The organism is Saccharopolyspora cebuensis, assembly GCF_039542665.1.
Classification (GTDB): Bacteria; Actinomycetota; Actinomycetes; order Mycobacteriales; family Pseudonocardiaceae; genus Saccharopolyspora; species Saccharopolyspora cebuensis.
This window is the reverse complement of record NZ_BAABII010000006.1, coordinates 193,781-218,458: the sequence shown is the minus strand read 5'-3', so window position 1 is coordinate 218,458 and position 24,678 is coordinate 193,781. Positions and strand designations below refer to the sequence as shown.

The window sequence follows — 24,678 nt, the reverse complement described above, 5'->3', positions numbered from 1 at the left end:
CGGTGGGTTTGACGCGGCTCCACGTCGTCGATCCGGGTGAGGCGATGATGACGACGTAGGCGGAGGTGGTCCGTGCCGGGCTTCGCGCTGTCCGAATTCCCGCCGCTGGCGCTCGGTTTCTTCGGCCTGGGCACCGGTTATCTGATCTGGGGACCGCAGGAGTTGTTCGGGTTCCCACCGCGGAGCCCGTCGGTGGACCGGACGGTGGGCACCTGGGGCATCTGGATGCCCGGGTTCTGCCAACTGGTCACCGGGCTCATCCTCTTCGGCGGGCTGACCTGGTTCCCGGTGTTCACCGAACCACCGCTGTACATGGCGGCGCTGGCGTTCTCGGCCTACGGCATCCACTGGTTCTCGCTGGGGTGGAACCGCTACCAGGGCAACGACCCGCAGCCGAACGCGGGCATGGCGGTGGCCTTCGCGCTGCTGTCCATCCTCGGCGTCATCGTCTTCTTCAGCGCCGGGGAATGGCCGGTCGGCGTGCTGTTCGTCGGCTTGACCTGGGTCTACCTGAGCGAGGTGTTCGCCAGCGTCGGCAAGTCGGCCGCCGAGCGCTCGCTGGGCCTGGCGCACACCCTCACCGGCCTGTGGCTGATGTACCTGACGTACGCGGCGGTGCTCAACCTCGCCCTCGGGTACCAGCTTCCGCTGAACTGATCTCCGGGGCGCGGCGGAGCACCGGCATCGCCGCGCCCCGCTTCGCGCCGCGGGCCACCCGCTCGGCCACCGTGCCACCGGAGCCCGTGCCGTCGGTGGTGGGGGGAGCCTCCCGCACCGCGACCGCGGCGGCGATCGCGGTGGTGATCGGCACCGCCGCGATCAGCCCGATGCTGCCGACCAGGGTGCGCACCACCTCCTGCGCCACCGCCTGCGAGCTGACGATCTCGGCGAAGCTGCGGCCGGACAGCGAGTAGGCCAGCAGCAGCGGCAGCGCGGTGCCCGCGTAGGCGAGCACGAGGGTGTTCACCGCCGAGGCCACGTGATCGCGCCCGATCTGCAACCCGGCGGCGTAGAGCCGGCCGAACGGCAGCGTCGGGTTGGCGCGGCGCAGCTCCCACACCGCGCTGGTCTGGGTGACGGTGACGTCGTCGAGCACGCCCAGCGCGCCGATCACGATCCCGGCCAGCAGCAGACCGCGGGCGTCGATCTCGGTGCCCAGGGTGCCGATCAGGTTGGTGGTGTTCTCGTCCAGCCCGGTGAGCCGGGTCGCCGCCGAGAACAGGGCGCTGAGCAGCCCGATCAGGCTGAGGCTGAGCAGGGTGCCGAGCACCGCCGTCGAGGTCCGCGCCGAGAACCCGTGCGTCAGGTACAGCACCACGAACATGATCAGCCCGGCGCCCACCACGGCCACCAGCAGCGGGTCGCGTCCGGCCAGGATGGACGGCAGCACGAACACCACGATCAGCAGGAACGTGATGCCCAGCGCGACCAGCGCGGCGAGGCCCTGCCAGCGGCCGAGCACCAGCACGGCGGCGGCGAAGACCAGCCCCAGCACCAGCAGCGGCACCTCCCGCTGGAAGTCCACGACCTGGTACGACGAGGCCCGCTCCGGGTTGGCGCCCGCGTAGCTGAGCACGATCCGGTCGCCGACGCCGAACTCCGGCGTGCTCGGCCCGGTCGGCATCACCTGCTCGATGGTCTCGCCGGGCCGGGGGCCGTCGGTCATCCGGATGCGCAGCTCGACGCAGTCGTCGGCCGCCGGTCCGGTGGCGCCGCTGGTGCACGGGCCGGCCTGGGCGGCGACCACCTCGCCCCGCACCGGGTGCTGCCCGAGCCCCAGGTCCGCGCCGGTGCTCCGCTCCTGCCCGAACGGGTGCAGCAGCAGCACCCCGAGCACCGCGGCCAGCGCGAACGGCACCAGCGCCAGCGCCAGCAGCCGCTTCACCTTCCGCGACGAGGGCGGCGCGGCCCCGTGGCCGTGGCCATGACCGTGCCCGTGCCCGTGCCCGCGACCGGCCGCGCTCGACCGGCGGGCGGCCCGGCGCCTTCCCCGGCGGTGCGCGGGCGGTTCGGCGGGAGGCTGCTCAGTCACCCGGCAATTATGGGCGCCAAGGCCCCGCACCACCCCGAAGAGGGGCACCGGGGATCACGTCACCACCGCACCACCCGAACGAGGACCAGGTGAGGGGCACCCTTGCCCAAGTAACTGGAACAAGGGTGCCCCTCACCTAAATCCCCATCGGGTGACCGCCACCTGTTCGGGTGGTGAGTGCGGGGCACCTTCATCCGGCATAGTCGGATGAAGGTGCCCCTCACTCGCTTCCGGAGGTGTCTGCGGGGGTCTTGGTGAGCCGGTCGAGGAGGGGGTGTGCCGCCAGGAGCAGGGCGTCGGCGGTCTCGTCGGCGGTCCGCCCGGTGGTGTCGAGGACGATGCGGTCCGCCGCGCGGCGGCGCATCCGGTCCGCTTCGGCCGCGGCCCGCGCCGCCACCCGCCGCTGGACGGCGGTCGGCGCGCCGCGCAGCTCGTCGCCCGCGAGCAGCGGTGCCTCACCCGCGGCCCGGCGCCGGACCCGGTCGGCCAGGGTCGGGGCGTCGGCGTCGAGGTGGACCACGGTCACCGGCGCGTCCAGCAGCGCGGCCAGGTGTTCCGGCGCGGGCTCGCGGACCACGACGAGCAGCGCGCGGGCGCCCGCCCGGTGGTAGCCGCGTCGCAGGGCGGCGAGGTGGGCGGCTTCCAGCGCCGGATCGGGCCCGGGGTGGACGAAGCCGAGCTGGCCGAGGTCGACGTAGCCGGTCGGGACATCGCGTGCCCAGAGCTTCCGCAGCGCGCGCCACGCGGCGGTCGACTTGCCCACCGCGGCCGCCCCCGTCACGACCACCGCGGGCACCGGTGGGCCGTCGCGGGGCTCACCGGGCAGCTCGCCGGGCGGTGCGGGGCGCACGACGCACCGCTGGAGCAAGGCGTCCACGGTCTCCTCGGGACGCTGCCCGGACGTGTCGAGGACGGTGCCGGGGCCGTCGCGGTCGAGCTGGTCGGCCACGGCGAAGAGCTCGGTCAGCATCTCGGCCGACGAGCCGCGCCCGAGGAACCGCCGCCGCAGCTCCTCCCGGTCGCAGCGGAGCCGCACCAGCGCGAAGTCGACGTGGTCGGCCTCGGCCCGGTCTTCGAGGTGCGGCGCGATGCCCCGGAGCGGGTCCACGACACCGGACACGATCACCTGGCGGACACCGCGCTGCCGCAGGGGTCCGAGCATCCGCAGCAGGTTGTCGGCCTTGATGCGGTGGCTCGCGGAACCCCCGCCCGGGGGCGGCCCGACCAGGCCGAGCTGGTCGATGTCGACGTGCGCCACGCTGCCCCCGACTCCGGCGATGTGCGTGAACAGGCCCCAGCCGGTCGTGGACTTCCCCGACCCCGGCGCGCCGGAGATCCAGAGCACCCGGGTCCGCTCGTTTTCCACGCCCCGAAGCCTAGGCACCGGGGCAACCGGTTTTCGGCGCCGACGCCGCGCGGATCAGTCCACACCGGACCGCACGTCACCGCCGAGAGCGGCCGGTCCCGGGCGCCGATCAGCCGAACGGATGCCCCGACCGGCTGATCTCGTGCTTGCGGACGTGGTCGTCCGCGATGGCGACGGAGCCGGAGGGTGCTGGTGCGATCGCGCGCCAGGCGTCCAGGGCTTCCTGCGATTCCCAGTGCTCGAAGATGTTCACCCGCCCCGGTTCGGTGGGATCTGGTGAGATCGACAGGTCGAGGCAACCGGGGTACCGGCGCGCCTGCTCCACGAGGTCCTGGTGACCCGCGACGAACCGGTCCCGCTCGCTCGGGTCCACGTACACCTTCCCCGCGATGATCAGTGCCAAGGTGCTCTTCCTCCCCGTGTTGAGAACGTCCGGGGAGGAAGACCGGTTTCGCCCGCGAAATTCATCGGCGGCCCGGGCGGGAACGCGGAAGCGCCCTCCCCGTCGGGGGAGGGCGCTGTGCGGGGTCAGCGGTCGTAGCGGCCGGTCTTGATGGCGCCGAGGAACGCGGCCCACTGGGGGCCGGTGGTGGTGAAGTATCCGGTGGCGCGGTTCTTGGTGTCGCGGACCGCGGCGCCGTCGGCGACCCGGCCGACCTCGACGCAGGCAGAGCCATTCTGCGACCGGCTTGCCTTCCGCCAGTTCTCCGGCTCGTGCTCTACCGTCATGATTGCGCATCCATCCTGTTGATCACATCGGCGATGAGTCCGGATGTGAGGTCCGGGCTCATCGCAACATCTTTCACCCTTGCCGCCGCTTCCCGGTATGCCGCGACGTCAGCAGAGCTTCGAACGCGGCTGCGGTGTGGGAGCGCGGAGGTGGTGCGGGGTCAGCGGTCGTAGCGGCCGGTCTTGATGGCATCGAGGAACGACGCCCACTGGGGACCGGTGGTGGTGAAGTATCCGGTGGCGCGGTTCTTGGTGTCGCGGACCGCGGCGCCGTCGGCGACCCGGCCGACCTCGACGCAGCTGCTGTTCTGGCCTGATCGGCTTGACTTGCGCCAGTTGTCCGGTTCGTGCTCTACCGCCATCATCGCGCATCCATTCGGTTGATCGCATCGGCGATGCGTCCGGATGTGACGTCCGGGCTCATCGCAACATCTTCCACCTTGCTGCCGCTTAGCGGTATGCGGCGACCGGGTGCGCGGCGAGGCGGATATCGGTGCTGGAAGCGCGGAAGCGCCCTCCCCGCCGGGGGAGGGCGCTGCGCGGGGTCAGCGGTCGTAGCGGCCGGTCTTGATGGCGCCGACGAATGTGGCCCACTGGGGGCCGGTGGTGGTGAAGTATCCGGTGGCGCGGTTCTTGGTGTCGCGGACCGCGGCGCCGTCGGCGACCCGGCCGACCTCGACGCAGCTCGTTTGCTGGGCTGATCGGCTGGACTTCCGCCAGCCGCTAGGCTCCGTGTTCATTGTGCCCCTTCCAACTCGGTGATTCGCTGGGCAATAACCGTCGAGGACTGGTCGATGGTCATCGCTGCCCGCGCGACGCTATCGACTGCCTGTCGGTAGGCCGCCACATCCTCGGATTCCGAGAGGAACACGGAGGAACTCACGTGTTCCAGGTGGACGATCGGTGGGGCTTTCGGGAACTCGAAGTAGATGAACGGACCGCCGAGCGCTGCATGCCATGAGGTGAGAGAAGCGGGGATCACCTGGACTGTGACGTTCGCCTGCTCGGCCATCGTGGAGATGTGGTGAAGCTGTTCGGCCATCACGTCCGGGCCGCCGAGCTGCTTGTGCAGCGCGGACTCCTCGATGAACGCGTGGAAATCGGGAGCGTCGTTCCGCCGCATCAGGACATCACGGCGGCCGACTCGCATCGCAACGCGGGCATCCACCTCATGTGAGGGCATCCCGCCCATGACGGCACGTGCGTAGTCGGAGGTTTGGAGCAAGCCGGGAATCAAGATCGGCGATATGTCGGTGATCGATGTCGCGGTGCGCTCGAACTCCATCAGGTCGGTCAGTTCGTGGGCGATGCCGAGTGAACCCGCGGAGCCGGATTTGAGCCAGTTGACCCCGGTCACGTGCTCCCGTGCCATCTCGGTAAGGCGCTCGCGTTCGGCTTCGGAGGCGCCGAGCGCGGTCATGATCGAGGCCACCTCTTCGGGCGACGGCGAGCGAGTGGCCTGCTCATTGCGGGTGTATTTCGAGTGATGGCCGCCGATTCTCTGCGCCAGCTCTCGCACGGTCACCCCGGCGCGCTCCCGAATTTCGCGCAGCTCGGCGCCCAAGGCGCGATTGCGTGGTGATCCGGACCTGTTGCGGCTCATGCGCCAAGCCTAGATCCCCAGGGCTGCCCAGCGGAGGAGGTACCTGAACGGGTCATCGCCACCGTGGCGCAGTTGGCGCTAGCGTTGCTGCACCAACTGCTTGGTGCGGAGAGGGTGGCAGGAATGAAGTTCCGGCAGCATCCGTTCGGCTGGGTCCCGGCGGCCGAGCGGCGGCACGTGACGAGGGCGATATGGCGTGATGGCGACGAGATCGCGGCGTTGTGCGGCGAAGTCGTCGTAGCGGTCGACACCACCGAGTCGTGGTTCTGGGGGACGTGCGAGCCGTGCAACGTCGAGGCGCACCGCATCGTGGGCGTGCCGATGCCGGGCGCCCGGCGGCGCGGGACGGGTTCGCGATGACGGCGAACCTGGGGCGGCTGCTGGCGTTCGGCCGCATGGCGCGGATCGTCGGTGGCGGGGCGGTCGACCGGTGAGCGCCCGGACGGGGCTGGTCGCCGCGGGATTGGCGGTGGTGTCGGCCGCGATCGTCGCCGGACAGGTGGCGGGCGCGGGCTGGGTGGTGACCGCGGGCGTGCTGGCCAACGTGGGCCTGTTCGCGGTCTCCCGCGGCGGGTGGCCGGTCGAGCGGCCCCGGGTCAGCCGGTACCGGGCCGGTCCGAACCCCGGTCCGAATCCCAGGCCGAATCGGAGTGCTGCCGTGCCCGCCGATCCATTGATCAGGCGTGCCGAGTCGACGGTCCCGGAGCGGAGCGCGGCCGGTGCCTGCTGGGCGATCTCGTCGCGCGAGTCGCGCGTCCACCTGAACCGCGGCGGGGGTCGGGCGATGTGCGACCACCCGCTGCGCGGGGCGTGGCTGGAGGTTCAGGAGCTGGACGGCGTGGTCCGCCCCGGTGAGCACGTGCCGTGCAGCTCCTGCGTGGCGATCGACGGCACGGCGCGGCGATTCGCCCAAGCGCTCCGGGTCTCGGGCCCGCCGACGCCGACCGGGGCACCGCGGTGGGAGGTGTCCGACCCGATGCGGGAGACGAGACCGCTGCCGAGACCGATCGAGGCGTAGCGCCCCCGCGCGCGGGGCGAACGGCCGGTGCCCGGAGCCGTCGGATGAAGGGTGGCGCCGGAGGTCGTTCGGGTGGGGTGGGGCACGCGGGGTCGAGTTCGATCTCGAATCTGTGTTCGAATGTCCGTATGCGTTGGGAGGAGCAGCGGACCACCGCGGGGTTGGCGTCGGAGTTGCCGCTCGACCTGCCGGAGCCGGAGCGGCGCGGGGGACGGGCCGGGTTGCGGTTGCCGGAGCCGGTGCCGATCGAGGCCGGGACCGAGGAGGCCTACGCGATCGAGGTGCGGGCGAAGTCGATCCTGAACCGGGTGCCGGGGGAGTCGCACGTGCCGTTCCGGTGGACGGTGAACCCGTACCGCGGCTGCGGGCACGCCTGCCGCTACTGCTTCGCCCGCAACACCCACAGCTACCTCGACCTCGACACCGGGCACGACTTCGACAGCAAGATCGTGGTGAAGGTCAACGCCGGGACGTTGCTGCGCCGCGAGCTGGCCCGGCCGAAGTGGGCGGGCGAGCCCGTCGCGATGGGCACCAACACCGATCCGTACCAGCGCGCCGAAGGCCGCTACGGGTTGATGCGGGAGATCATCGGCGCGCTGCGGGACCGGGCCAACCCGTTCTCCGTCCTCACCAAGGGCACCCTGATCCTGCGCGACCTGGACCTCATCGCGCGGGCCGCCGAGGTCACCGACGTCTCGATCGCGGTCTCCCTCGGCTCGGTCGACGAGGAGCTCTGGCGCGGGGTCGAGCCCGGTGCGCCGTCACCGCTGCGGCGGCTGGACGTGGTGCGCCGGTTCACCGAGGCCGGGATCGGGTGCTCGGTGCTGATGGCGCCGGTCCTGCCCGGGCTCAGCGACGCACCGGAGCGGATCGAGGAGACGGTGGCCGCCCTGGTCGCCGCCGGGGCGCGTTCGATCACGCCGCTGGTGCTGCACCTGCGGCCCGGCGCGCGGGAGTGGTACCGGGCGTGGCTCCAGCGGGAGCACCCCGAGCTGCTGCCGCTGTACGCGCGGCTCTACGGCGACGGCTCGTACGCCCCGAAGTCCTACCAGCGCGACGTGGTGCGGCGGGTGACCGAGGCGATGCGGCGGCACGGGCTGGTCGAGCGGCCCCGGGCCGCCGCGGTCCGCTCCGAGGCCGACCGGGATCGGCAGCGGCAGCTCTCGCTGCTGTGAACGCAGTCCCCTGATCACCCCGCGTGCCGGTGGGTTCACCCGGTTGGTGCGGCGGGGGCCGCTCCTTCCGCCGGGTGCCAGCGGACGCCGAACACGCCCATGCCGAAGTCGAGGGCGACCGCGTGGGTGCGGCCGAACCGGTCCACCACCAGCGGTTTCGGCGGTTCCACCTCCTGCGTCGTCGAATCGCCGACGTAGCTCTCGGCCCTGGTCGGCGGGTGCGCCGGGTCGAACTGCACCTCCAGCACGTACTGCCGCACCGGCAGCCGGAACAGGCGGCAGAAGCTGTGGTCGGTCTCGTTCGGCCCGGTCGGGGGGTCGATGATCTCGAACTCCAGCAGCACCGTCTCCCCGCGCGCGAGCACGCGGTCGAACAGCAGCTCGCCCACCACCAGGTCCCGGGCGTGGTCGGTGAGGACCTGCCCGAGCAGGCAGGACCGGATCGGCCGCACGACCGGCGGGTTCAGCAGCGCCGACGCGCCGTCGAACATGATCACCCACCGGTCGACGCCGTTGCCCTCGGCGCGCACCAGCATCCGGGTGCGGATCTTGCGCAGCTCGCCCCGGTGGTCGACGTGCACCACGTCGTGGTGCGACAGCCGGGTGAGCTTGCTGTCGTGCGAGGTGTCGATCCTGGTCAGCAGCTCGGCGGCGGATTCGTTCTCGGCCCACAGCGCGCTCAGCGGCGGGGTGTCCGGCGGCGCCTGCCGGGTGCGCCCGCGCGGCCGGGGCGGCCCCAGCAGCGCCGACAGCGCGCCCTCCGGGACGCCGAGGACCTGTTCCAGCTCGTGCAGCGCCAGCAGCGAGTCCGGTCGCTCCGGGCGGCGGCGGCCGGACTGCCAGTAGCTCAGCGCGGTGATGCTCACCGGGGTCCCCCGGCCGCGCAGGCGGTGCTGGATGCGCTCCAGGCTGAGCCGGCTCGCGCGGATCGCCGCGCGCAGCGCCGCCTCGAACGGTCCGGTGCGCAGGAGCTGGGCGAGTTCGGCGGACAGGGCGTCCGGGTGCTGCGGGTTGCGGACGGTCGGATCGGGCCCGGTTCTCGAAGCGGTCATCGCTACTCCTCGTGTCCGCCGCGTGGTGGATTCACGCTCATCAGTGGGTCACCGCAGTGCGACGATCATGCCGCCGTCGGCGGTTCCCCGGGGGCGTCCCGGGGAATTGTGGCGCAGCTCCCCCGGCGCCGGTACCGACTTAGGGCGGTGCCCGTCCGGGCCTGCGCGCCGCGCCACCCGGCCCGTTGGCTAGCCTTGTTCCCTCGCCTCCGCCGCGTTCGCACCGGGGAGGCCCCACGAACGCCGAGCGCTGGAAGAGGAGCTCTCACCGTGATGCGCACGCACGAGGCCGGTTCGCTGCGAGCCGGTCATGCCGGGCAGTCCGTCACCCTCGCCGGGTGGGTGGCGCGCCGACGCGATCACGGCGGGGTGATCTTCATCGATCTGCGGGACGCCTCCGGCGTCGCCCAGGTGGTGTTCCGCGAGGGCGAGATGGCCGAGCTGGCGCACCGGCTGCGCGCCGAGTTCTGCGTCCAGGTCACCGGCGAGGTGGTCCAGCGCCCCGAGGGCAACGAGAACCCCGAGATCGCCACCGGCGAGATCGAGGTGACCGCCACCCGGCTGGAGGTGCTCTCGGAGGCCGCGCCGCTGCCCTTCCCGCTCGACGAGCACCTGGAGGTCGGCGAGGAGGCCCGGCTCAAGCACCGCTACCTCGACCTGCGGCGCAACGGCCCGGCCCGGACCATGCGGATGCGCAGCGAGATCAACCGGCTCGCCCGCGAGGTGCTGCACGGGCGGGACTTCGTCGAGGTCGAGACCCCGACCATGACGCGCTCCACCCCGGAGGGCGCCCGCGACTTCCTGATCCCGGCGCGGTTGCAGCCGGGCAACTGGTACGCGCTGCCGCAGTCCCCGCAGCTGTTCAAGCAGCTGCTCATGGTCGGCGGGGTGGAGCGGTACTTCCAGATCGCCCGCTGCTACCGGGACGAGGACTTCCGCGCCGATCGCCAGCCGGAGTTCACCCAGCTCGACATCGAGATGAGCTTCGTCGAGCAGGACGACGTCATCGAGCTCGGCGAGTCGGTCATCGCCGCGCTGTGGAAGGGCGTGCTCGGGCACGAGATCCCGCGTCCGATCCGCCGGATGACCTACGCCGAGGCGATGGCCGGGTACGGCACCGACAAGCCGGACCTGCGCTTCGGCCTGGAGCTGACCGAGCTCACCGAGTACTTCGCGGACACCCCCTTCCGGGTGTTCCAGGCGCCCTACGTCGGCGCCGTGGTGATGCCCGGCGGGGCCGACCAGCCGCGCCGCCAGCTCGACGCCTGGCAGGACTGGGCCAAGCAGCGCGGGGCCAAGGGCCTAGCCTACGTGCTCGTCGGTGCCGACGGCGAACTGTCCGGTCCGGTGGCCAAGAACCTCTCCGAGGCCGAGCGCGCCGGGCTGGCCGAGGCCGCCGGCGCGTCCCCCGGCGACTGCGTGTTCTTCGCCGCCGGGCAGCCCTCGTCCTCGCGGGCGCTGCTCGGCGCCGCGCGGTTGGAGATCGGGGAGCGCTGCGGGCTCATCGACCACGACGCCTGGTCGTTCGTCTGGATCGTCGACGCCCCGATGTTCGAACCGGTCGAGGACACCGACGACGTGGCGGTGGGCGAGGGCCGCTGGACCGCGGTGCACCACCCCTTCACCTCGCCGAACGCCGACTGGGCCGACACCTTCGAGCAGGACCCGGCCAACGCGCTGGCCTGGGCCTACGACATCGTCTGCAACGGCAACGAGATCGGCGGCGGCTCGATCCGCATCCACCGCTCCGAGGTGCAGGAGCGGGTCTTCGGGGTGCTGGGCATCTCCGAGGAGCAGGCCCGCGACAAGTTCGGCTTCCTGCTGGAGGCGTTCAAGTACGGCCCGCCGCCGCACGGCGGCATCGCCTTCGGCTGGGACCGGATCTGCATGCTGCTCGCCGGGGCGGAGTCGCTGCGCGAGGTCATCGCCTTCCCCAAGAGCGGCGGCGGGTTCGACCCGCTGACCGGCGCGCCCGCGCCGATCACCGCCGCGCAGCGCAAGGAGGCCGGGGTGGACGCCAAGCCGGCCCGGCCCCGGGAGGAGAGCCTGTCGGCGCCGCCCGAGGTCGTCGAGAAGCAGGGCTGATCGCGTTCCGGGGCGTCCGCGCGCGGACGCCCCGGTGCGACGCGCTGCCGCCGCGGTGCAACGCCGCCGTCGCCGCGTTCCGTCATCGGCGAAGGCGGCGGACGCGGGTGGGTGACCGCACCGAGGGGGTGAGGCCGATGGCCGGACACGCTGCGGACACGGGCGCTCACGGTTCGTGCGCCACTTGACCGGTCATGCCCGTCCGGGTGTGAGCTGTGGGGGTAGTGTCTGGAGACGATGAGCGTGGAGATCACCACCGGCCCACCGGAGGTCCGCATCCCGGCGAGCACGGAAGCGACCGACACCGTCGGCACCGCTGAAGCCGTGCTGGCCAAGCGCACGGGTGCCCCGGTCCGGCTCGCCGACGCGGAAGACCTGGGCGGCAGCGACCGCTCGGTGGTGCTGCGCGTCCGGGTCGCGGAGAGCCCCTTCGAGCTGCCCCGGACCCTGGTGGTCAAGCACTACGGCGAGTGCCCCGACGAGGCGCGCTCGGACCCGTTCGCGCACGAGGCGGCGAGCTGCCTGCTCAGCACCTCGCTGCCGCCGGAGGCCCGGGTGGGTCCGGAGCTGATCGCGCACGACGCGGGCGAGCGGCTCCTCGTCCTGGAGGACCTGGGCCGCGGTTCGACGCTGGCCGACGTGCTGTTCGCCGACGACCCCCGGGTGGCCGAGCGGGCGCTGCTGGCGTGGGCGCGGGCGCTGGGGCGGCTGCACAGCACCACGGCCGCCAGCGAGGCGGACTTCGACGCGCTGATGCGGCGGCTCGGGGAGCGGACTTGGACCGATCCGGTGGCCGACGACGTCATCCGGGCGGTCGACGAGCTGCCCGGCCTGCTGTCCCAGACGCTCGGGGTGCGGACCCCCGAGGCGATGGTGCGGCGGCTGGCCGACGCGTCCGAGCTGCTGGGCAACAGCCGCTACCGGGCGTTCAGCCCCTCCGACATCTGCCCGGACAACAGCCTGGTCACCGGTAGCGGCGTGCGGTTCCTGGACTTCGAGTGGGGCTGCGTGCGCGACGTCGCGCTGGACGCGGCGTACCTGCAGTACCCGTTCCCGTCGTCGTGGTGCTCCTACGCGCTGCCCGAGACGCTGGTCGAGAACATGCTGTCCACTTGGCGGTCGGAGATCGCCGAGGTGTGGCCGGAGCTGGACGACGACGAGGTGCTGCTGCCCCGGCTGTTCAGCTCGCAACTGCTGTGGGTGTGGGTCTCGACGTGGTGGTTCCTGCCGCGCACCGGGGAGACCGACCGGCCGATCGACCTGCACATGCCCTCGCCCCGGCGCAGCACGGCGCTGGTGGACCGCTGGCGGCGGCTGCGCGCCGACGCCGACGGCTCGGGGATGCCCGACATCGCCGAGTTCGCCGACCGGATGATCGAGGCGCTCGTCGAGCGGTTCGGCGCGGGCGCGCTGCACCTGCAGGCCTACCCCGCCTTCCGCGCCGAGGGCTGAGGACCGCTCTCGCCGGTGGCCCGGGCCGCCCCCGGCCGGGTGCACTTCGCCACATCGTCCGTCGCCCGGATTCATCCGGGCGGCGGTCGTCATGCGGGCGGTGCCGGGCGGAGCGGCGGCGCCACCGTGTTTCGCGCATGTTTCATGGCAAACCGTTCATGTTTTTCCGCGTTGCCCGATCCGGTAATGCTCGTCACAATCCGACTGGCCGAGTGGCCATCGTTGTCCTGACTCAGCGCAGCCGCGCAACCGGCTTACCGGCCACTTTAGAGTGAAGTCGGACGTACTCCACCGGGCTTCCGATAAACATATCTTCATTTTTCGTGGTCGTTCCCCCGAAACGCGACTTGCGCCTGCGCTACGCGGATCGGATATCTTGAGTTCAGCGTTTCGCTACTTCTTCCCCATAACGTCGGCGCGGCAGCCGAGGAGACGCGCTGCTCGAAAGGCGGAGGCAGTCATGTGCGGCAAGGCCTGGCAGACCGTGAGGGCGGGATCGTTCCTGCTCTTCGTGGTGCTGCTCGCCGTGGCCGGACCGCTGGACGCCCCGCCCGACGCCAAGGCGTCCCGCGTCGTCCCCTCCGAGGTCAAGTCGGAGACGAGTGAGCACCGCGAGGGCGAGAAGCTGCGCGAGCGGCTGCCCGGTGCCACCGTGCACCGCCGCTGCCTGATCCGGCACGAGGACCGGGGGCGCGTGGTGCCGTGGACGCCCGAGTGCGCCACGCTCCGGACCGGCTGCCGCTGCGCCTCCGGCGCCCCTCCCGATCGCGGGTGGCTGTCGAGAAGCGACGAATTCCGCTCGGAACGGCACTCGCCCGCCGCGCTCCAGGTTTTCCGGCACTGATCGCCCCGCTTTTCCGAATTGCATTCATCCGCGGTTTTCCGCGGAACCACTCGGAGCGAAGGCGAACAAATGAACTACGAAGACTTCGTGCGGAACGCCAGGCGTCATCCGCAGGCCCTTTCGCACGCCGCGCGCGGTGAACTCGCCGCAGGTCAGAAACCCGGCGCGCTGTTCATCGGATGCTCGGATTCGCGCGTGATCCCGTCGCTGATCACCGGAGCGGAACCGGGCGCCCTGTTCGAACTCCGCACCGCGGGCAACGTGGTGCCCAAGTACGCCCCGGATTCGGGATCCAGCGAAATGGGCACGATCGAGTACGCGGTGCTGCGATTGGGCGTTCCCGAGATCATCGTGTGCGGGCACTCGCACTGCGGTGCGGTCACCGCCCTCGCGGTGGCCGGGCAGGGGCTCGACGACCTCCCGGCGCTGTGCGGCTGGCTGGGCACCGGGAGCCGCAGCGGCGGACCCGTGCAGGACCCGGCGGTGCGCGCCGAGAGCCAGGCGCACGTCCGCGAACAGCTCGACGCGCTGCGCGAATACCCCTTCGTCCAGGACCGCGTGGCCGCCGGTGAGCTCCGGCTGCACGGCTGGTTCTACGAGATCGACACCGGCCGGGTCCACGCCCAGGACGCGGAGACCGGCGACTTCCTGCCGCTGTAACCCGGCGGCGACCTCCCACCCATCGACCACTGGAGTCACAGTGACCACTCGTACCTCGACGCCGCGCGCGGGAGGCCGCCGCTTCGGCGTCCCGGCGTGGCCGAAGGAGACCTTCGGCGCCGACCTCGGAGCCTCCCTGGTGGTGTTCCTGGTCGCGCTGCCGCTGTGCGTCGGCGTGGCCGTCGCCTCCGGCGTGCCCGCCGAGCTCGGCATCGTGACCGGCATCGTCGGCGGCATCGTCGTCGGTCTGCTGCCGGGCAGCACCATGCAGGTCAGCGGCCCGGCCGCCGGGCTGACCGTGCTGGTCGCCTCGGCGGTCAACCAGCACGGGCTGGCCGCCCTCGGCGTGATCGTCTTCGGCGCGGGCATCGTGCAGGTGCTGCTCGGCCTGAGCCGGCTCGGCACCTGGTTCCGGGCCATCTCGCCGTCGGTCGTGCAGGGCATGCTGGCCGGCATCGGGCTCGTCCTGATCCTGGGCCAGGTCTACCCGGTCGCCGGGATGGACCAGCCCGCCACCACCCCGGAGAAGTTCGCCGGGCTGCCCGACGTCGTGATCAACGCGGTGACCACCCCGGAGGGCCTGAGCGGTCTCGGGCTGGCCGTCCTCGTCCTCGGCGTGATGGCGGCGTGGAAGAAGGCCCCGGAGCGCATCCGGGTGATCCCGGCCCCGCTGATCGGCGTGGTCGTGGCCAGCGTCGCCGCGCTGGTGCTGGCGCTGCCGGTGGCCAACGTCGAGGTCGGTTCGCTGCTGTCGGCGCTGAACGTGCCCACCGGCCCGGAGTGGAGCGGCCTGCTCACCCCGGCGATGCTGGGCACGATCCTCACCGTCGCGCTGATCGCCTCGGCGGAGAGCCTGTTCAGCGCCGCCGCCGTGGACCGGATGCACGACGCGCCCAAGACCCGGTACAACACCGAGCTGGTCGCCCAGGGCGCGGGCAACACGGTCTGCGGTCTGCTGGGTGCGCTGCCGATGACCGCGGTGATCGTGCGCAGCTCGACCAACGTCAACGCGGGGGCCAAGACCAAGCTCTCCCGCGTCCTGCACGGCATCTGGCTGCTGCTGTTCGTGGTGGCGCTGCCCGGCCTGCTCGGCTTCCTGCCGTTCGCGGTGCTGGCCGCGCTGCTGATCCAGGCCGGGTGGAAGCTGCTGGAGCTGCCGCAGGTGGTGGCGCTGGCCAAGGAGCAGCGCGGTGAGGCCTTCGTGCTGGTGCTGACGGCCGGCATGATCGTGGCCACCGACCTGCTGGTCGGCACCCTGACCGGTCTGGCGGTGGCGATCGTCAAGACCGCGATCGAGGTCTCCCGGCTGTCGGTGAAAGCCGAGCACGGGGCCGAGCAGGTGCACGTCGAGCTCGGCGGCAACGCCACGTTCCTGAAGCTGCCCCGGCTGCTGGACCACCTGGAGAAGCTGCCCGCGAACAAGCACGTCCACCTGGACCTGACCACGGTGCGGCACCTGGACCGGGCCTGCCACCAGGCGGTCGAGCACTGGGCGGCGCAGCACCGGCGCGGTGAGGGCACCGTCGAGGTGGCGATGCCCGCCCGGGCCGGCTAGGGGGTCCGCACGGGCTCCCACCTCGCCGTCCGCCCCGGCCGGTAGCGTCGGGGTGTGAGCGAGGGGTTGTTCGACGAGGGCCTGTTCGGCGCCGAGGTCGAGGAGCGCGCGGGGGAGCGGTTGGCCGAGAACGCACCGTTGGCGGTGCGGATGCGGCCCCGCTCCCTCGACGAAGTGGTCGGTCAGGACCACCTGCTCGGCCCCGGCGCCCCGCTGCGGCGGCTGGTGGAAGGCGCCGCCCCGGCGTCGGTGCTGCTGCACGGTCCGCCGGGGACCGGCAAGACGACCCTGGCGAACCTGGTGTCGCAGGCCACCGGCCGCCGCTTCGTCGCGCTGTCCGCGCTGTCCTCCGGGGTCAAGGAGGTGCGCGGGGTGATCGAGGAGGCGCGCCGCAGGCTGGGCCGCTCCGGCGAGTCCACGGTGCTGTTCATCGACGAGGTCCACCGCTTCTCCAAGACCCAGCAGGACGCGCTGCTCGGCGCCGTGGAGGACCGGATCGTGCTGCTGGTGGCGGCCACCACGGAGAACCCGTTCTTCTCGGTCGTGGCGCCGCTGCTGTCCCGCTCGCTGGTGCTCCAGCTCCGCAGCCTCACCGAGGACGACGTGCGGGTGCTGGTGCGCCGCGCGGTGGCCGAGGAGCGCGGGCTCGACGGCGCGCTGCGGCTGGACCCCGACGCCGAGGACCACCTGGTCGCGCTGGCCGGTGGCGACGCCCGGCGGGTGCTCACCGCGCTGGAGGCCGCCGCCGAATCGGCCGGCTCGACCGGCGCCGAGGCGATCGACCTGGCCACCGTGGAGGCCACCGTGGACCGCGCGGCCGTGCTCTACGACCGCGGTGGCGATCAGCACTACGACGTGATCAGCGCCTTCATCAAGTCCATCCGCGGCTCCGACGTCGACGCCGCGCTGCACTACCTGGCCCGGATGGTCGAGGCGGGCGAGGACCCGCGGTTCATCGCCCGGCGGCTGGTGGTGCACGCCTCCGAGGACGTCGGGATGGCCGATCCCACCGCGTTGCAGACCGCGGTCGCCGCCGCGCAGGCGGTCCAGCTCATCGGCATGCCGGAGGGCAGGCTGGCGCTGGCGCAGGCGACCGTCCACCTGGCCACCGCGCCGAAGTCCAACGCCGTGATCACCGCGATCGACGAGGCGGCGGGCGACGTGCGCGCCGGGCGCGGCGGTCCGGTGCCGCCGCACCTGCGCGACGGCCACTACGCCGGGGCGGCCAAGCTCGGCAACGCCCAGGGCTACCGCTACCCGCACGACAAGCCCGAAGGCGTGCTGGCCCAGCAGTACCCGCCCGCCGAGCTCGTCGGCCGGGACTACTACCGGCCCACCGGGCGCGGCGCCGAACGCACCCTGGGGGAGCGGGTGCCCAAGCTAAGGGACATCATCCGCGGGTCTTGAGTGGTTGTTGTGGTCCCGTTGCTTGGGTGTGCCGGTGGCGGAACCTCAGCGGCCTTCTCGCTCCGGGCGCCCTTCCTCATGTACCAACCACGTACACAGCGTCAGGGCGTCCTCGCGAGAAGACCGCTGAGAACCCGCGGCGGTGCCGGTTGCTCAGGTGGGGCAAGGCGGAAGCGGCTTTCGCCGCTTGCCTGACGATGGTTGCGGGTGGCGCGTGTGTGGGGCGGGGCTGCGCCGTTCGCCTGGTGGTCCTGCTGGGTGCGGGCGCGTCTCCGCCGGGAGGCGTTGATCTCGTCGGGTCCGCCGCGGGTGGTGCCCGGGGTAGGTTCTGCCGCGACGCACTCGCGCGAGGAGGTTGTTCGGTGGACGAGCGGATCGTGGTGACCCGGGCGGTCCCGGAACCGGCGCTGGAGCTGCTGCGGGCGGCGGGCGAGGTCCGGGTGTGCGAGCAGGACCGGCCGCTGACCCCGGACGAGCTCCGCGCGGCGGTCGCGGGGGCGCACGGGATCGTGGCGATGGTGCACGACCGGATCGACGCCGAGGTGGTGCGGGCCGCCGGACCGGGGCTGCGGGTGGTCGCCAACGTCGCCGTGGGCTACGACAACATCGACGTGCCCGCGGTGACCGGGGCGGGCGCGGTGGTGACCAACACGCCCGGCGTGCTCACCGACGCCACCGCCGACCTGGCGATGGGCCTGCTGCTGATGGCGACCCGGCGGCTCGGCGAGGGCGAGCGGCTGCTGCGCGCCCGGCAGCCGTGGAACTTCCACCTCGGGTTCATGCTCGGCACCGGGCTGCGGGACAAGACCCTCGGGATCGTCGGCCTCGGCGGGATCGGGCAGGCGGTGGCCCGGCGCGCCCGCGCGTTCGGGATGCGGATCGCCTACACCGGCCGCAACCGGGTCGACGAGCGGATCGCCGCCGAGCTCGACGCCCGGTACCTGCCGATGGATGAGCTGCTGCGCACCTCGGACGTGGTGAGCCTGCACTGCCCGCTGACCGAGCGCACCCGCCACCTCGTCGACGCCGCCGCGCTGGCCGCGATGAAGCCCTCAGCGGTGCTGATCAACACCGCGCGCGGTCCGGTCGTCGACGAACGCGCGCTGGCCACCGCGCTGCGCGAGGGCACCATCGCCGCGGCCGGGCTGGACGTCTTCGAGAACGAACCCGAGGTGGAGCCCGGCCTGCTGGAGCTGGACAACGTGGTCGTGGTGCCGCACCTGGGATCGGCGACCACCGAGACGCGCACCGCGATGGCCGAGCTCGCGGCGCGCAACGTGGCGGCGGTGCTCGGCGGGGGCGAGCCGGTCACCCCGGTCGGCGGTTGAGCGGGGGCGAAACGCCGACGCGGCCCAATCGACCGGGTGCGGGTCCGGCGCGCTCGCCCCGGTAACGTGTCGCTCGATCAACCGCGCCGCGCGCCCAGTCCGCGCCGGTGCGCAGAACATGACGTTAATCACGGGAGGCGACGTGACGCCTACGCAGATCGCCGCACTGATCGCAGCCGGTGCGTTCGTGCTGCTGGTCGTGCTGCTGGCGATCCCGCTGGTCAAGCTCGGCCGCACGCTGGACGAGGCGACCACCGCGATCCGCAAGGCGCACGAGAACTCCGACCCGCTGTTCACCGGCGCCAACACCACGATCGATCACGTGAACACCCAACTGGAGCGGGTCGACGGGATCACGGCCAACGCCAAGACGGTCAGCGGCAACGTCTCGGCGTTGTCCTCGCTGTTCACGGCTACACTGGGTGGTCCGCTGGTGAAGGCGGCGGCCTTCTCGTACGGGGTGAGCAAGGCGCTGCGGACCCGTCGCAAGCGCAAGCAGGAGCCCGGCGGCAGGCACGTCCGCGGCAAGGGCAAAGGAGGGCGCAAGTGAGGCGCCTGTTCTGGTTCGGCGCCGGTGTCGCGGCCGGGGTCGCGGTGACCCGCAAGGTGAGCGAGACCACCCGCAAGGCGACACCGGCCGGGATGGCCGAGCAGCTCGGCGGCGCGATGCGCGAGCTGGCGGGTGCGGTCGGCTCGTTCGGCGCCGAGGTGCGCGCCGGGATGCAGGAGCGCGAGGAGGAGCTGCACGACGCGGTGGACGGCAGCAGCGCCGACACGGTGCAGTTCCGCCGGATCGAGGCCGACGACCGGGCGCCCGCGCGGCGAGCTCGGCGGGCGGGGCGCTGAGCGGCCGCGCCGCGCCGTCGTCCCGCCGCCACCACCGGCAGACCCGCTCCGAGACCTCCGAGGACCCATCGTGCAGACCCACGAGATCAACAACCGCTTCACCGAGCACTTCCGAGGCCGCGGCCACACCGTCGTCCCCAGCGCCTCGCTGATCCTCGACGACCCGACGCTGCTGTTCGTCAACGCCGGGATGGTGCAGTTCAAGCCCTACTTCCTGGGTGACGCCCCGGCGCCGTACCCGCGCGCCACCAGCATCCAGAAGTGCGTGCGCACCGGGGACATCGACGAGGTCGGCAAGACCACCCGGCACAACACGTTCTTCCAGATGGCGGGGAACTTCTCCTTCGGCGACTACTTCAAGGAAGGCGCCATCCGCAACGCCTGGGAGCTGATCACCGGCTCCCAGTCCGACGGCGGGTACGGGTTCGACCCGGCCCGGCTGTGGGTCACCGTCTTCGAGAAGGACGCCGAGGCCGCCCGGTTGTGGCAGCAGGTCACCGGCATCCCGGCGGAGCGCATCCAGGCCCGCGACGGCAAGGACAACTACTGGGACATGGGCGTGCCCGGTCCCGGCGGCCCCTGCTCCGAGATCTACTACGACCGCGGCCCGGAGTACGGCCGCGAGGGCGGCCCGATCGTCGACGAGGACCGCTACATCGAGATCTGGAACCTGGTGTTCATGCAGGACGTCCGCGGTGAGCTGTCCCCGAAGCTGGGGCACCCGCCGGTGGGCGAGCTGCCGATGAAGAACATCGACACCGGGATGGGCGTGGAGCGGGTCGCGTGCCTGCTGCAGGGCGTGGAGAACGTCTACGAGACCGACCTGGTGCGCCCGGTCATCGCCAAGGCCGAGGAGCTCTCCGGCCGCCGCTACGGCGCCGACCCCGAGGACGACGTGCGGTTCCGGGTGATCGCCGACCACGCCCGGTCCGGCGTGATGCTGGTCGGCGACGGGGTCACCCCGGGCAACGAGGCGCGCGGTTACGTGCTGCGCCGCCTGCTGCGCCGCATCATCCGCTCCACCCGCCTGCTCGGCGTGCAGGACCCGGTGCTCGGCGAGTTCAGCGCGGTGGTGCGCGACGCGATGGCCCCGAGCTACCCGGAGCTGGTCAGCGAGTACGACCGCATCGAGGCGGTGATGGTCAACGAGGAGAACGCCTTCCTCAGCACGCTGACCGCGGGGTCCAAGATCTTCGACGTCGCGGTCTCCGAGATCAAGGCGGGCGGCGGTTCCCGGCTGGCCGGGGACAAGGCCTTCCAGCTCCACGACACCTACGGGTTCCCGATCGACCTGACCCTGGAGATGGCCGCCGAGCAGGGGCTCAGCGTCGACGAGCAGGGCTTCCGGGACCTGATGGCCGAGCAGCGCCGCCGCGCCAAGGAGGACGCGAAGGCCCGCAAGTCCGGCCACGGCGACCTGTCGACCTACCGCACCCTGCTCGACGAGCACGGCAGCACCGAGTTCCTCGGCTACACCGACCTGCAGGCGCAGAGCCGGGTGCTGGGGCTGCTCGTGGGCGGGCAGCCGGTGCCGTCGGCCGGGGAGGGCACCGAGGTCGAGATGGTGCTCGACCGCACCCCGTTCTACGCCGAGGGCGGCGGGCAGATCGCCGACACCGGCACGCTGGTCGGTCCCGGCGTCGAGGTCCAGGTGCAGGACGTGCAGCGGGCGGTGCCGGGGCTGTTCGTGCACCGGGCCAAGGTCGTGGCCGGTGAGCTCGGCGTGGACACCCGGCTGGACGCCTCCGTGGACGTCACCCGCAGGCGGGCCATCGAGCGCTCGCACTCGGCGACCCACCTGGTGCACGCCGCGGTGCGCAGCGCCTACGGCAAGCGCGCCGCGCAGGCCGGTTCGCTGAACTCGCCGGGCCGGATGCGGTTCGACTTCACCGCGCCCGCGGCGGTCTCGGCCGAGGTGCTCGGCGGGGTCGAGGAGGAGGTCAACGACTACCTCCAGTCCGACGTCGAGGTGAACGCCTACACCACCACGATGGACCGGGCGATGGAGCTGGGCGCGGTCGCGCTGTTCGGCGAGAAGTACGGCGACCAGGTGCGCGTGGTCGACATGGGCGACTACTCCCGCGAGCTGTGCGGGGGCACCCACGTCGGCCGGATCGGCCAGCTCGGCCTGGTCAAGCTCGTCGCCGACTCCTCGGTCGGCTCCGGGGTGCACCGGGTCGAGGCGCTGGTCGGGATGGACGCCATGCGCCACACCAGCAAGGAGAGCCTGCTGGTCAGCCAGCTCGCCGAGCAGTTCAAGGTCCCCGCCGAGCAGCTCCCGGACCGCATCTCCGGGGTCGTCAGCCGGTTGCGCAGCGCCGAGAAGGAGCTCCAGCAGCTCCGCGTCCAGCAGGTCCTGCAGTCGGCGGGCGACCTCGCCGGCAAGGGCGTGGACGTGCGCGGCGTGACGCTGGTGGCCGAGCAGGTCCCGGACGGCGTGGACGGCGGCTCGCTGCGCGCCCTGGCGGCCGAGGTGCGCAACCGGGTCGGGTCCCGGCCCGCGGTGATCGCGCTGTTCTCCGCCGATGAGGGCAAGGTCGGCTTCGTGGTCGGCACCAACGACGCCGCCCGCGACCAGGGCCTCGCCGCGGGCGGGCTGGTGCCGTCGTTCGCCGCCGAGGTCGGCGGCCGGGGCGGCGGCAAGCCGGACATGGCGCAGGGCGGCGGTTCGCAGCCGGAGGGGATCCCGGCGGCGATCACCGCGCTGCGCGCCGGTCTGGACCGGGCGGTGTCCGGCGGGTGAGCGAGCTCCGGCCCGATCCCGGCCCGGGACGGCGCATCGGCGTGGACGTCGGTGCGGTCCGGGTCGGGCTCGCGCTCAGCGACCCGGCGCCGTTCCTGGCCACCCCGCTGGTCACGCTGCGCCGGGACGAGGCGGGCGGCGCCGACCTCGGTGAGCTCGCCGCGCTGGTCGCCGAGCACGAGGTGGTGGAGGTCGTCGTCGGCCTGCCCACCACGCTCGCCGGGCGGCACGGCACCGCCGCGCAGCTCGCGCAGTCCTACGGCGAGGCGCTCGCGGAGCGGATCGCACCGGTCCCGGTGCGGTTCTCCGACGAGCGGCTCACCACCGTGACCGCGAGCCGGATGCTCTCCCAGCGCGGGGTGAAGGGCAAGAAGCAGCGCGCCGTCGTCGACCAAGCGGCGGCGGTGGAGATCCTGCAGGCGTACTTGGACTCCCGGGGGCAGCAGACACGAGAGGAACTCCCGTGAGCGACGATCTGGGACTGTTCACCGACGAGCCGACCGACGTGCGCCGGCGCCGGTCGGACCCGGAAGCCTTCCGGCGCCGCAAGCGGCGGCGCTGGGTGACCGCGCTGGCCGCGGTGTTCGTGGTGGTGCTGGTCGGCGGCGGCGTGCTCTACGGCGCCAGCCAGATCGTCCAGCTCGGCGCCTACGAGGACTTCTCCGGCGAGGGCACCGGCCAGGTCGTCATCCGGGTCGAGTCCGGCGAGACGGTCAGCGCCATCGGCAGCACCCTCGCCGACCAGGGCGTGGTGGCCAGCACCAAGGCGTTCATCGAGGCCGCCGAGGGCGACCGCCGGATCAACGGCATCCAGCCGGGCTTCTACCTGATGCGCAAGGAGATGTCCGGCGAGGCCGCGGTCGAGCACATCATGTCGCCGGACGCCAAGGTCGGCCGGGTCGAGGTGCGCGGCGGGATGCGGCTGGAGGACCAGCTCGCCCCCGACGGCGGGACCACGCCGGGCGTGCTCACCCGGCTCGCCGAGGCCACCTGCGTGGGCACCGCGGAGTGCGTCAGCTCCGAGCGGATGCACGAGGTGGCGGCGACGGCGGACCTGCGCTCGCTGGGCGTCCCGGAGTGGGCCGTGGGCCCCGCGTCCGAGGCGGAGCCGCGGCGGCGGCTGGAAGGGCTGATCCTGCCCGCCGTCTACGACGTGAAGCCGGGCGCCAGCGCCGAGGACGTGCTGCGCGACGTGGTGACCCGCTCGGCGACGATGCTGCAGGCCGCCGGGCTGCCGCAGGCTGCGGAGGGCACCGGGCACACGCCGTACGAGCTGCTCACCATCGCCTCGATCGTGCAGAGCGAGGGCATCGGCAAGGACTTCGGCAAGATCGCCCGGGTGATCGAGAACCGGCTGGCGCCGCCCGCGATGCGGCTCGGGATGGACTCCACGATCAACTACCCGCTGGACAAGCCCGCGCTGCTCACCAAGCCGGAGGACCGGGACCGGCCGGGCCCGTACAACACCTACCTGAACTACGGGCTGCCGCCGACGCCGATCTCCGCGCCGGGCCAGGACGCCATCATCGCGGCGGAGAAACCGACCGAGGGAAGCTGGAAGTTCTTCGTGAAGTGCTACCCGGACGGCACCTCCTGCTTCGCCGACACCTACGAGCAGCACCAGGTCTACATCGAGGAAGCCAGGGCGCGCGGTGCCTTCTGAGCCGGCTCCCCGGCGGGCCGCGGTGCTCGGCTCGCCGGTGGAGCACTCGTTGTCGCCGGTGCTGCACGAATCCGCCTACCGGGCGCTGGGCCTGCCGTGGACCTACCAGCGGGTGGAGGCCGACGCCGACCGCCTGGTGGAGTTCGTCGCGGGGCTCGGGCCGGAGTGGGCCGGGTTGTCGGTGACCATGCCGGGCAAGCGGGCGGCGCTCGACGTCGCGGCCTCGGCCAGCGACCGCGCGGTGGCGGTCGGGGCGGCCAACACCCTGGTCCACCGGGCCGACGGGAGCTGGTACGCCGACTGCACCGACGTGGACGGGGTGCTGGGCGCGCTGCGCGGAGCAGGCGGTTTCCGGGCCGGGCACCGCGGACTCGTGCTCGGCGCGGGGGGCACCGCGGCGGCGACGCTGGCGGCCTTCGCCGAACTCGGGCTGGCCGACGTGGTGCTGGCGGTGCGGGAGCCCGCGCGGGCGGGCGAGGCGCTGGAGACCGCGGAGCGGGTCGGGATGCCGGTGTCGGTGCGCCGGCTGGCCGAGCTGGACCTGGCCGCGGCCGCGGCGGCGGCCGACGTGGTGGTGTCCACGCTGCCCGCGGGGGCGCTGGACCACCAGGCCGGGGCGCTGGCCCGGGCGCGGTGCCTGCTGGACGTGATCTACCACCCGTGGCCGACGCCGGCGGCCGAGGCCGTGACCCGGTCCGGCGGCCGGGTCGCCACCGGGCTGGACATGCTGCTGCACCAGGCGTTCGGCCAGGTCGAGCAGTTCACCGGCCGGAGCGCGCCGCGCGAGGTGATGCGCGACGCGCTCCAGGCCGCCGGCGGCGGGGTTCCGCTGCCGTTGTGATCAGTCCAGCTCGGACCCGATGAGCCCGGCGAGTTCCTCCAGCGCCGTTTCGGCCCCCGCGCCGTCGGCGGTGAGGACGACCTCGTCGCCGAAGCCCGCGCCCAGGGTCATCAGCCCCAGGATGCTGGCCGCCTCGACCGGGTCGGCGCCTTCCTTGCGGATGGTGATCGTCACCGGCGTGGCCGCCGCGGCCTTGGCCACCAGGGCCGCGGGGCGCGCGTGCAGGCCCACCTTGCTCGCCACGGTGACCCGTCGCTCTGGCATGTCCGTCCTCCGCTT

Annotated in this window: 26 protein-coding genes; 17 read left to right on the top strand and 9 right to left on the bottom strand. The window is 72.6% G+C overall.

All coding sequences use genetic code 11. From position 1 onward, the window contains the following. The first annotated feature begins 72 nt into the window (after positions 1–72). Complete coding sequence (locus ABD976_RS12680) at positions 73–657, top strand: hypothetical protein (RefSeq protein WP_345362308.1); 585 nt, start codon at positions 73–75, stop codon at positions 655–657. Here ABD976_RS12680 and ABD976_RS12675 read toward each other — a convergent pair. The 7 genes from ABD976_RS12675 to ABD976_RS12645 form a co-directional block, all read right to left on the bottom strand. Continuing rightward, positions 620–2,032 carry a YibE/F family protein gene (locus ABD976_RS12675; protein WP_345362305.1) on the bottom strand — a complete coding sequence of 471 codons (1,413 nt, stop codon included), beginning with the start codon at positions 2,030–2,032 and terminating at the stop codon, positions 620–622. The genes ABD976_RS12680 and ABD976_RS12675 overlap by 38 nt on opposite strands. Positions 2,033–2,252: 220 nt before the next feature. Next, positions 2,253–3,398, bottom strand: a complete 1,146-nt coding sequence (locus tag ABD976_RS12670; protein WP_345362302.1) for an adenylate kinase family protein — start codon at positions 3,396–3,398, stop codon at positions 2,253–2,255. 109 nt (positions 3,399–3,507) lie between these two features. After that, the gene (locus tag ABD976_RS12665; protein WP_345362299.1) at positions 3,508–3,801 is read right to left on the bottom strand and encodes a putative quinol monooxygenase; all 294 of its coding nucleotides are present in this window, start codon (positions 3,799–3,801) and stop codon (positions 3,508–3,510) included. A gap of 125 nt (positions 3,802–3,926) precedes the next feature. Next, entirely contained in the window at positions 3,927–4,127 is a 201-nt protein-coding gene (locus tag ABD976_RS12660; protein WP_345362296.1) for a DUF397 domain-containing protein, read from the bottom strand. A 161-nt stretch (positions 4,128–4,288) separates the two neighbouring features. Further along, complete coding sequence (locus tag ABD976_RS12655; RefSeq protein ID WP_345362569.1) at positions 4,289–4,489, bottom strand: DUF397 domain-containing protein; 201 nt, start codon at positions 4,487–4,489, stop codon at positions 4,289–4,291. Positions 4,490–4,672: 183 nt separating this feature from the next. Beyond that, entirely contained in the window at positions 4,673–4,867 is a 195-nt protein-coding gene (locus ABD976_RS12650; protein ID WP_345362293.1) for a DUF397 domain-containing protein, read from the bottom strand. Next, positions 4,864–5,730 (bottom strand): helix-turn-helix domain-containing protein, encoded by an 867-nt coding sequence (locus ABD976_RS12645; RefSeq protein ID WP_345362290.1) that lies wholly within the window; start codon positions 5,728–5,730, stop codon positions 4,864–4,866. Before ABD976_RS12645 ends, ABD976_RS12650 begins: the two co-directional genes overlap by 4 nt. Positions 5,731–5,853: 123 nt before the next feature. Here ABD976_RS12645 and ABD976_RS12640 point away from each other — a divergent pair, with 123 nt between their 5' ends. The 3 genes from ABD976_RS12640 to ABD976_RS12630 all read left to right on the top strand — a co-directional run bounded on the left by ABD976_RS12640 (position 5,854) and on the right by ABD976_RS12630 (position 7,923). Continuing rightward, entirely contained in the window at positions 5,854–6,090 is a 237-nt protein-coding gene (locus ABD976_RS12640) for an HC3 family zinc finger protein (protein ID WP_345362287.1), read from the top strand. A 70-nt stretch (positions 6,091–6,160) separates the two neighbouring features. After that, positions 6,161–6,748, top strand: a complete 588-nt coding sequence (locus tag ABD976_RS12635) for a hypothetical protein (protein WP_345362284.1) — start codon at positions 6,161–6,163, stop codon at positions 6,746–6,748. Positions 6,749–6,876: 128 nt separating this feature from the next. After that, entirely contained in the window at positions 6,877–7,923 is a 1,047-nt protein-coding gene (locus ABD976_RS12630; protein ID WP_345362280.1) for an Rv2578c family radical SAM protein, read from the top strand. Positions 7,924–7,958: 35 nt separating this feature from the next. On the opposite strand, the gene ABD976_RS12625 is transcribed toward ABD976_RS12630, so the two are convergent. Then, the gene (locus tag ABD976_RS12625) at positions 7,959–8,975 is read right to left on the bottom strand and encodes a hypothetical protein (protein WP_345362276.1); all 1,017 of its coding nucleotides are present in this window, start codon (positions 8,973–8,975) and stop codon (positions 7,959–7,961) included. Positions 8,976–9,245: 270 nt separating this feature from the next. On the opposite strand from ABD976_RS12625, the gene aspS reads away from it, so the two are divergent. From aspS to ABD976_RS12560, 13 genes are all read left to right on the top strand, one after another. Beyond that, a complete protein-coding gene (gene aspS, locus ABD976_RS12620) occupies positions 9,246–11,060 on the top strand; it encodes an aspartate--tRNA ligase (protein WP_345362273.1) in 1,815 nt (604 codons plus the stop codon). A gap of 237 nt (positions 11,061–11,297) precedes the next feature. After that, positions 11,298–12,512, top strand: a complete 1,215-nt coding sequence (locus ABD976_RS12615) for a phosphotransferase (protein WP_345362269.1) — start codon at positions 11,298–11,300, stop codon at positions 12,510–12,512. Positions 12,513–12,972: 460 nt separating this feature from the next. Next, positions 12,973–13,356 (top strand): hypothetical protein, encoded by a 384-nt coding sequence (locus ABD976_RS12610; RefSeq protein ID WP_345362266.1) that lies wholly within the window; start codon positions 12,973–12,975, stop codon positions 13,354–13,356. 69 nt (positions 13,357–13,425) lie between these two features. Further along, positions 13,426–14,016, top strand: coding sequence for a carbonic anhydrase (locus ABD976_RS12605; protein ID WP_345362263.1), 591 nt, complete (start codon positions 13,426–13,428; stop codon positions 14,014–14,016). Between the two features lie 40 nt (positions 14,017–14,056). Next, positions 14,057–15,571 (top strand): SulP family inorganic anion transporter, encoded by a 1,515-nt coding sequence (locus ABD976_RS12600; RefSeq protein WP_345362260.1) that lies wholly within the window; start codon positions 14,057–14,059, stop codon positions 15,569–15,571. A 54-nt stretch (positions 15,572–15,625) separates the two neighbouring features. Beyond that, on the top strand, positions 15,626–16,978 hold the full coding sequence (locus ABD976_RS12595; protein WP_369775176.1) for a replication-associated recombination protein A: 1,353 nt from the start codon (positions 15,626–15,628) through the stop codon (positions 16,976–16,978). A 362-nt stretch (positions 16,979–17,340) separates the two neighbouring features. Continuing rightward, positions 17,341–18,306, top strand: coding sequence for a 2-hydroxyacid dehydrogenase (locus tag ABD976_RS12590; RefSeq protein ID WP_345362257.1), 966 nt, complete (start codon positions 17,341–17,343; stop codon positions 18,304–18,306). A gap of 142 nt (positions 18,307–18,448) precedes the next feature. Further along, positions 18,449–18,856 (top strand): DUF948 domain-containing protein, encoded by a 408-nt coding sequence (locus ABD976_RS12585; protein WP_345362254.1) that lies wholly within the window; start codon positions 18,449–18,451, stop codon positions 18,854–18,856. Then, a complete protein-coding gene (locus tag ABD976_RS12580; protein WP_345362252.1) occupies positions 18,853–19,152 on the top strand; it encodes a hypothetical protein in 300 nt (99 codons plus the stop codon). Before ABD976_RS12585 ends, ABD976_RS12580 begins: the two co-directional genes overlap by 4 nt. Before the next feature lie 70 nt (positions 19,153–19,222). Beyond that, positions 19,223–21,895: an alanine--tRNA ligase gene (gene alaS, locus ABD976_RS12575; protein WP_345362249.1), complete on the top strand. Its 2,673-nt coding sequence runs from the start codon at positions 19,223–19,225 to the stop codon at positions 21,893–21,895. Beyond that, a complete protein-coding gene (gene ruvX / locus ABD976_RS12570; protein WP_345362246.1) occupies positions 21,892–22,362 on the top strand; it encodes a Holliday junction resolvase RuvX in 471 nt (156 codons plus the stop codon). The genes alaS and ruvX overlap by 4 nt, the downstream gene beginning before the upstream one ends. Continuing rightward, a complete protein-coding gene (mltG, locus tag ABD976_RS12565; protein ID WP_345362243.1) occupies positions 22,359–23,558 on the top strand; it encodes an endolytic transglycosylase MltG in 1,200 nt (399 codons plus the stop codon). The genes ruvX and mltG overlap by 4 nt, the downstream gene beginning before the upstream one ends. Continuing rightward, the gene (locus ABD976_RS12560; protein ID WP_345362240.1) at positions 23,548–24,399 is read left to right on the top strand and encodes a shikimate dehydrogenase; all 852 of its coding nucleotides are present in this window, start codon (positions 23,548–23,550) and stop codon (positions 24,397–24,399) included. The genes mltG and ABD976_RS12560 overlap by 11 nt, the downstream gene beginning before the upstream one ends. Here ABD976_RS12560 and ABD976_RS12555 read toward each other — a convergent pair whose 3' ends face one another. Beyond that, complete coding sequence (locus ABD976_RS12555; protein WP_345362237.1) at positions 24,400–24,663, bottom strand: HPr family phosphocarrier protein; 264 nt, start codon at positions 24,661–24,663, stop codon at positions 24,400–24,402. Positions 24,664–24,678: the final 15 nt, after the last annotated feature.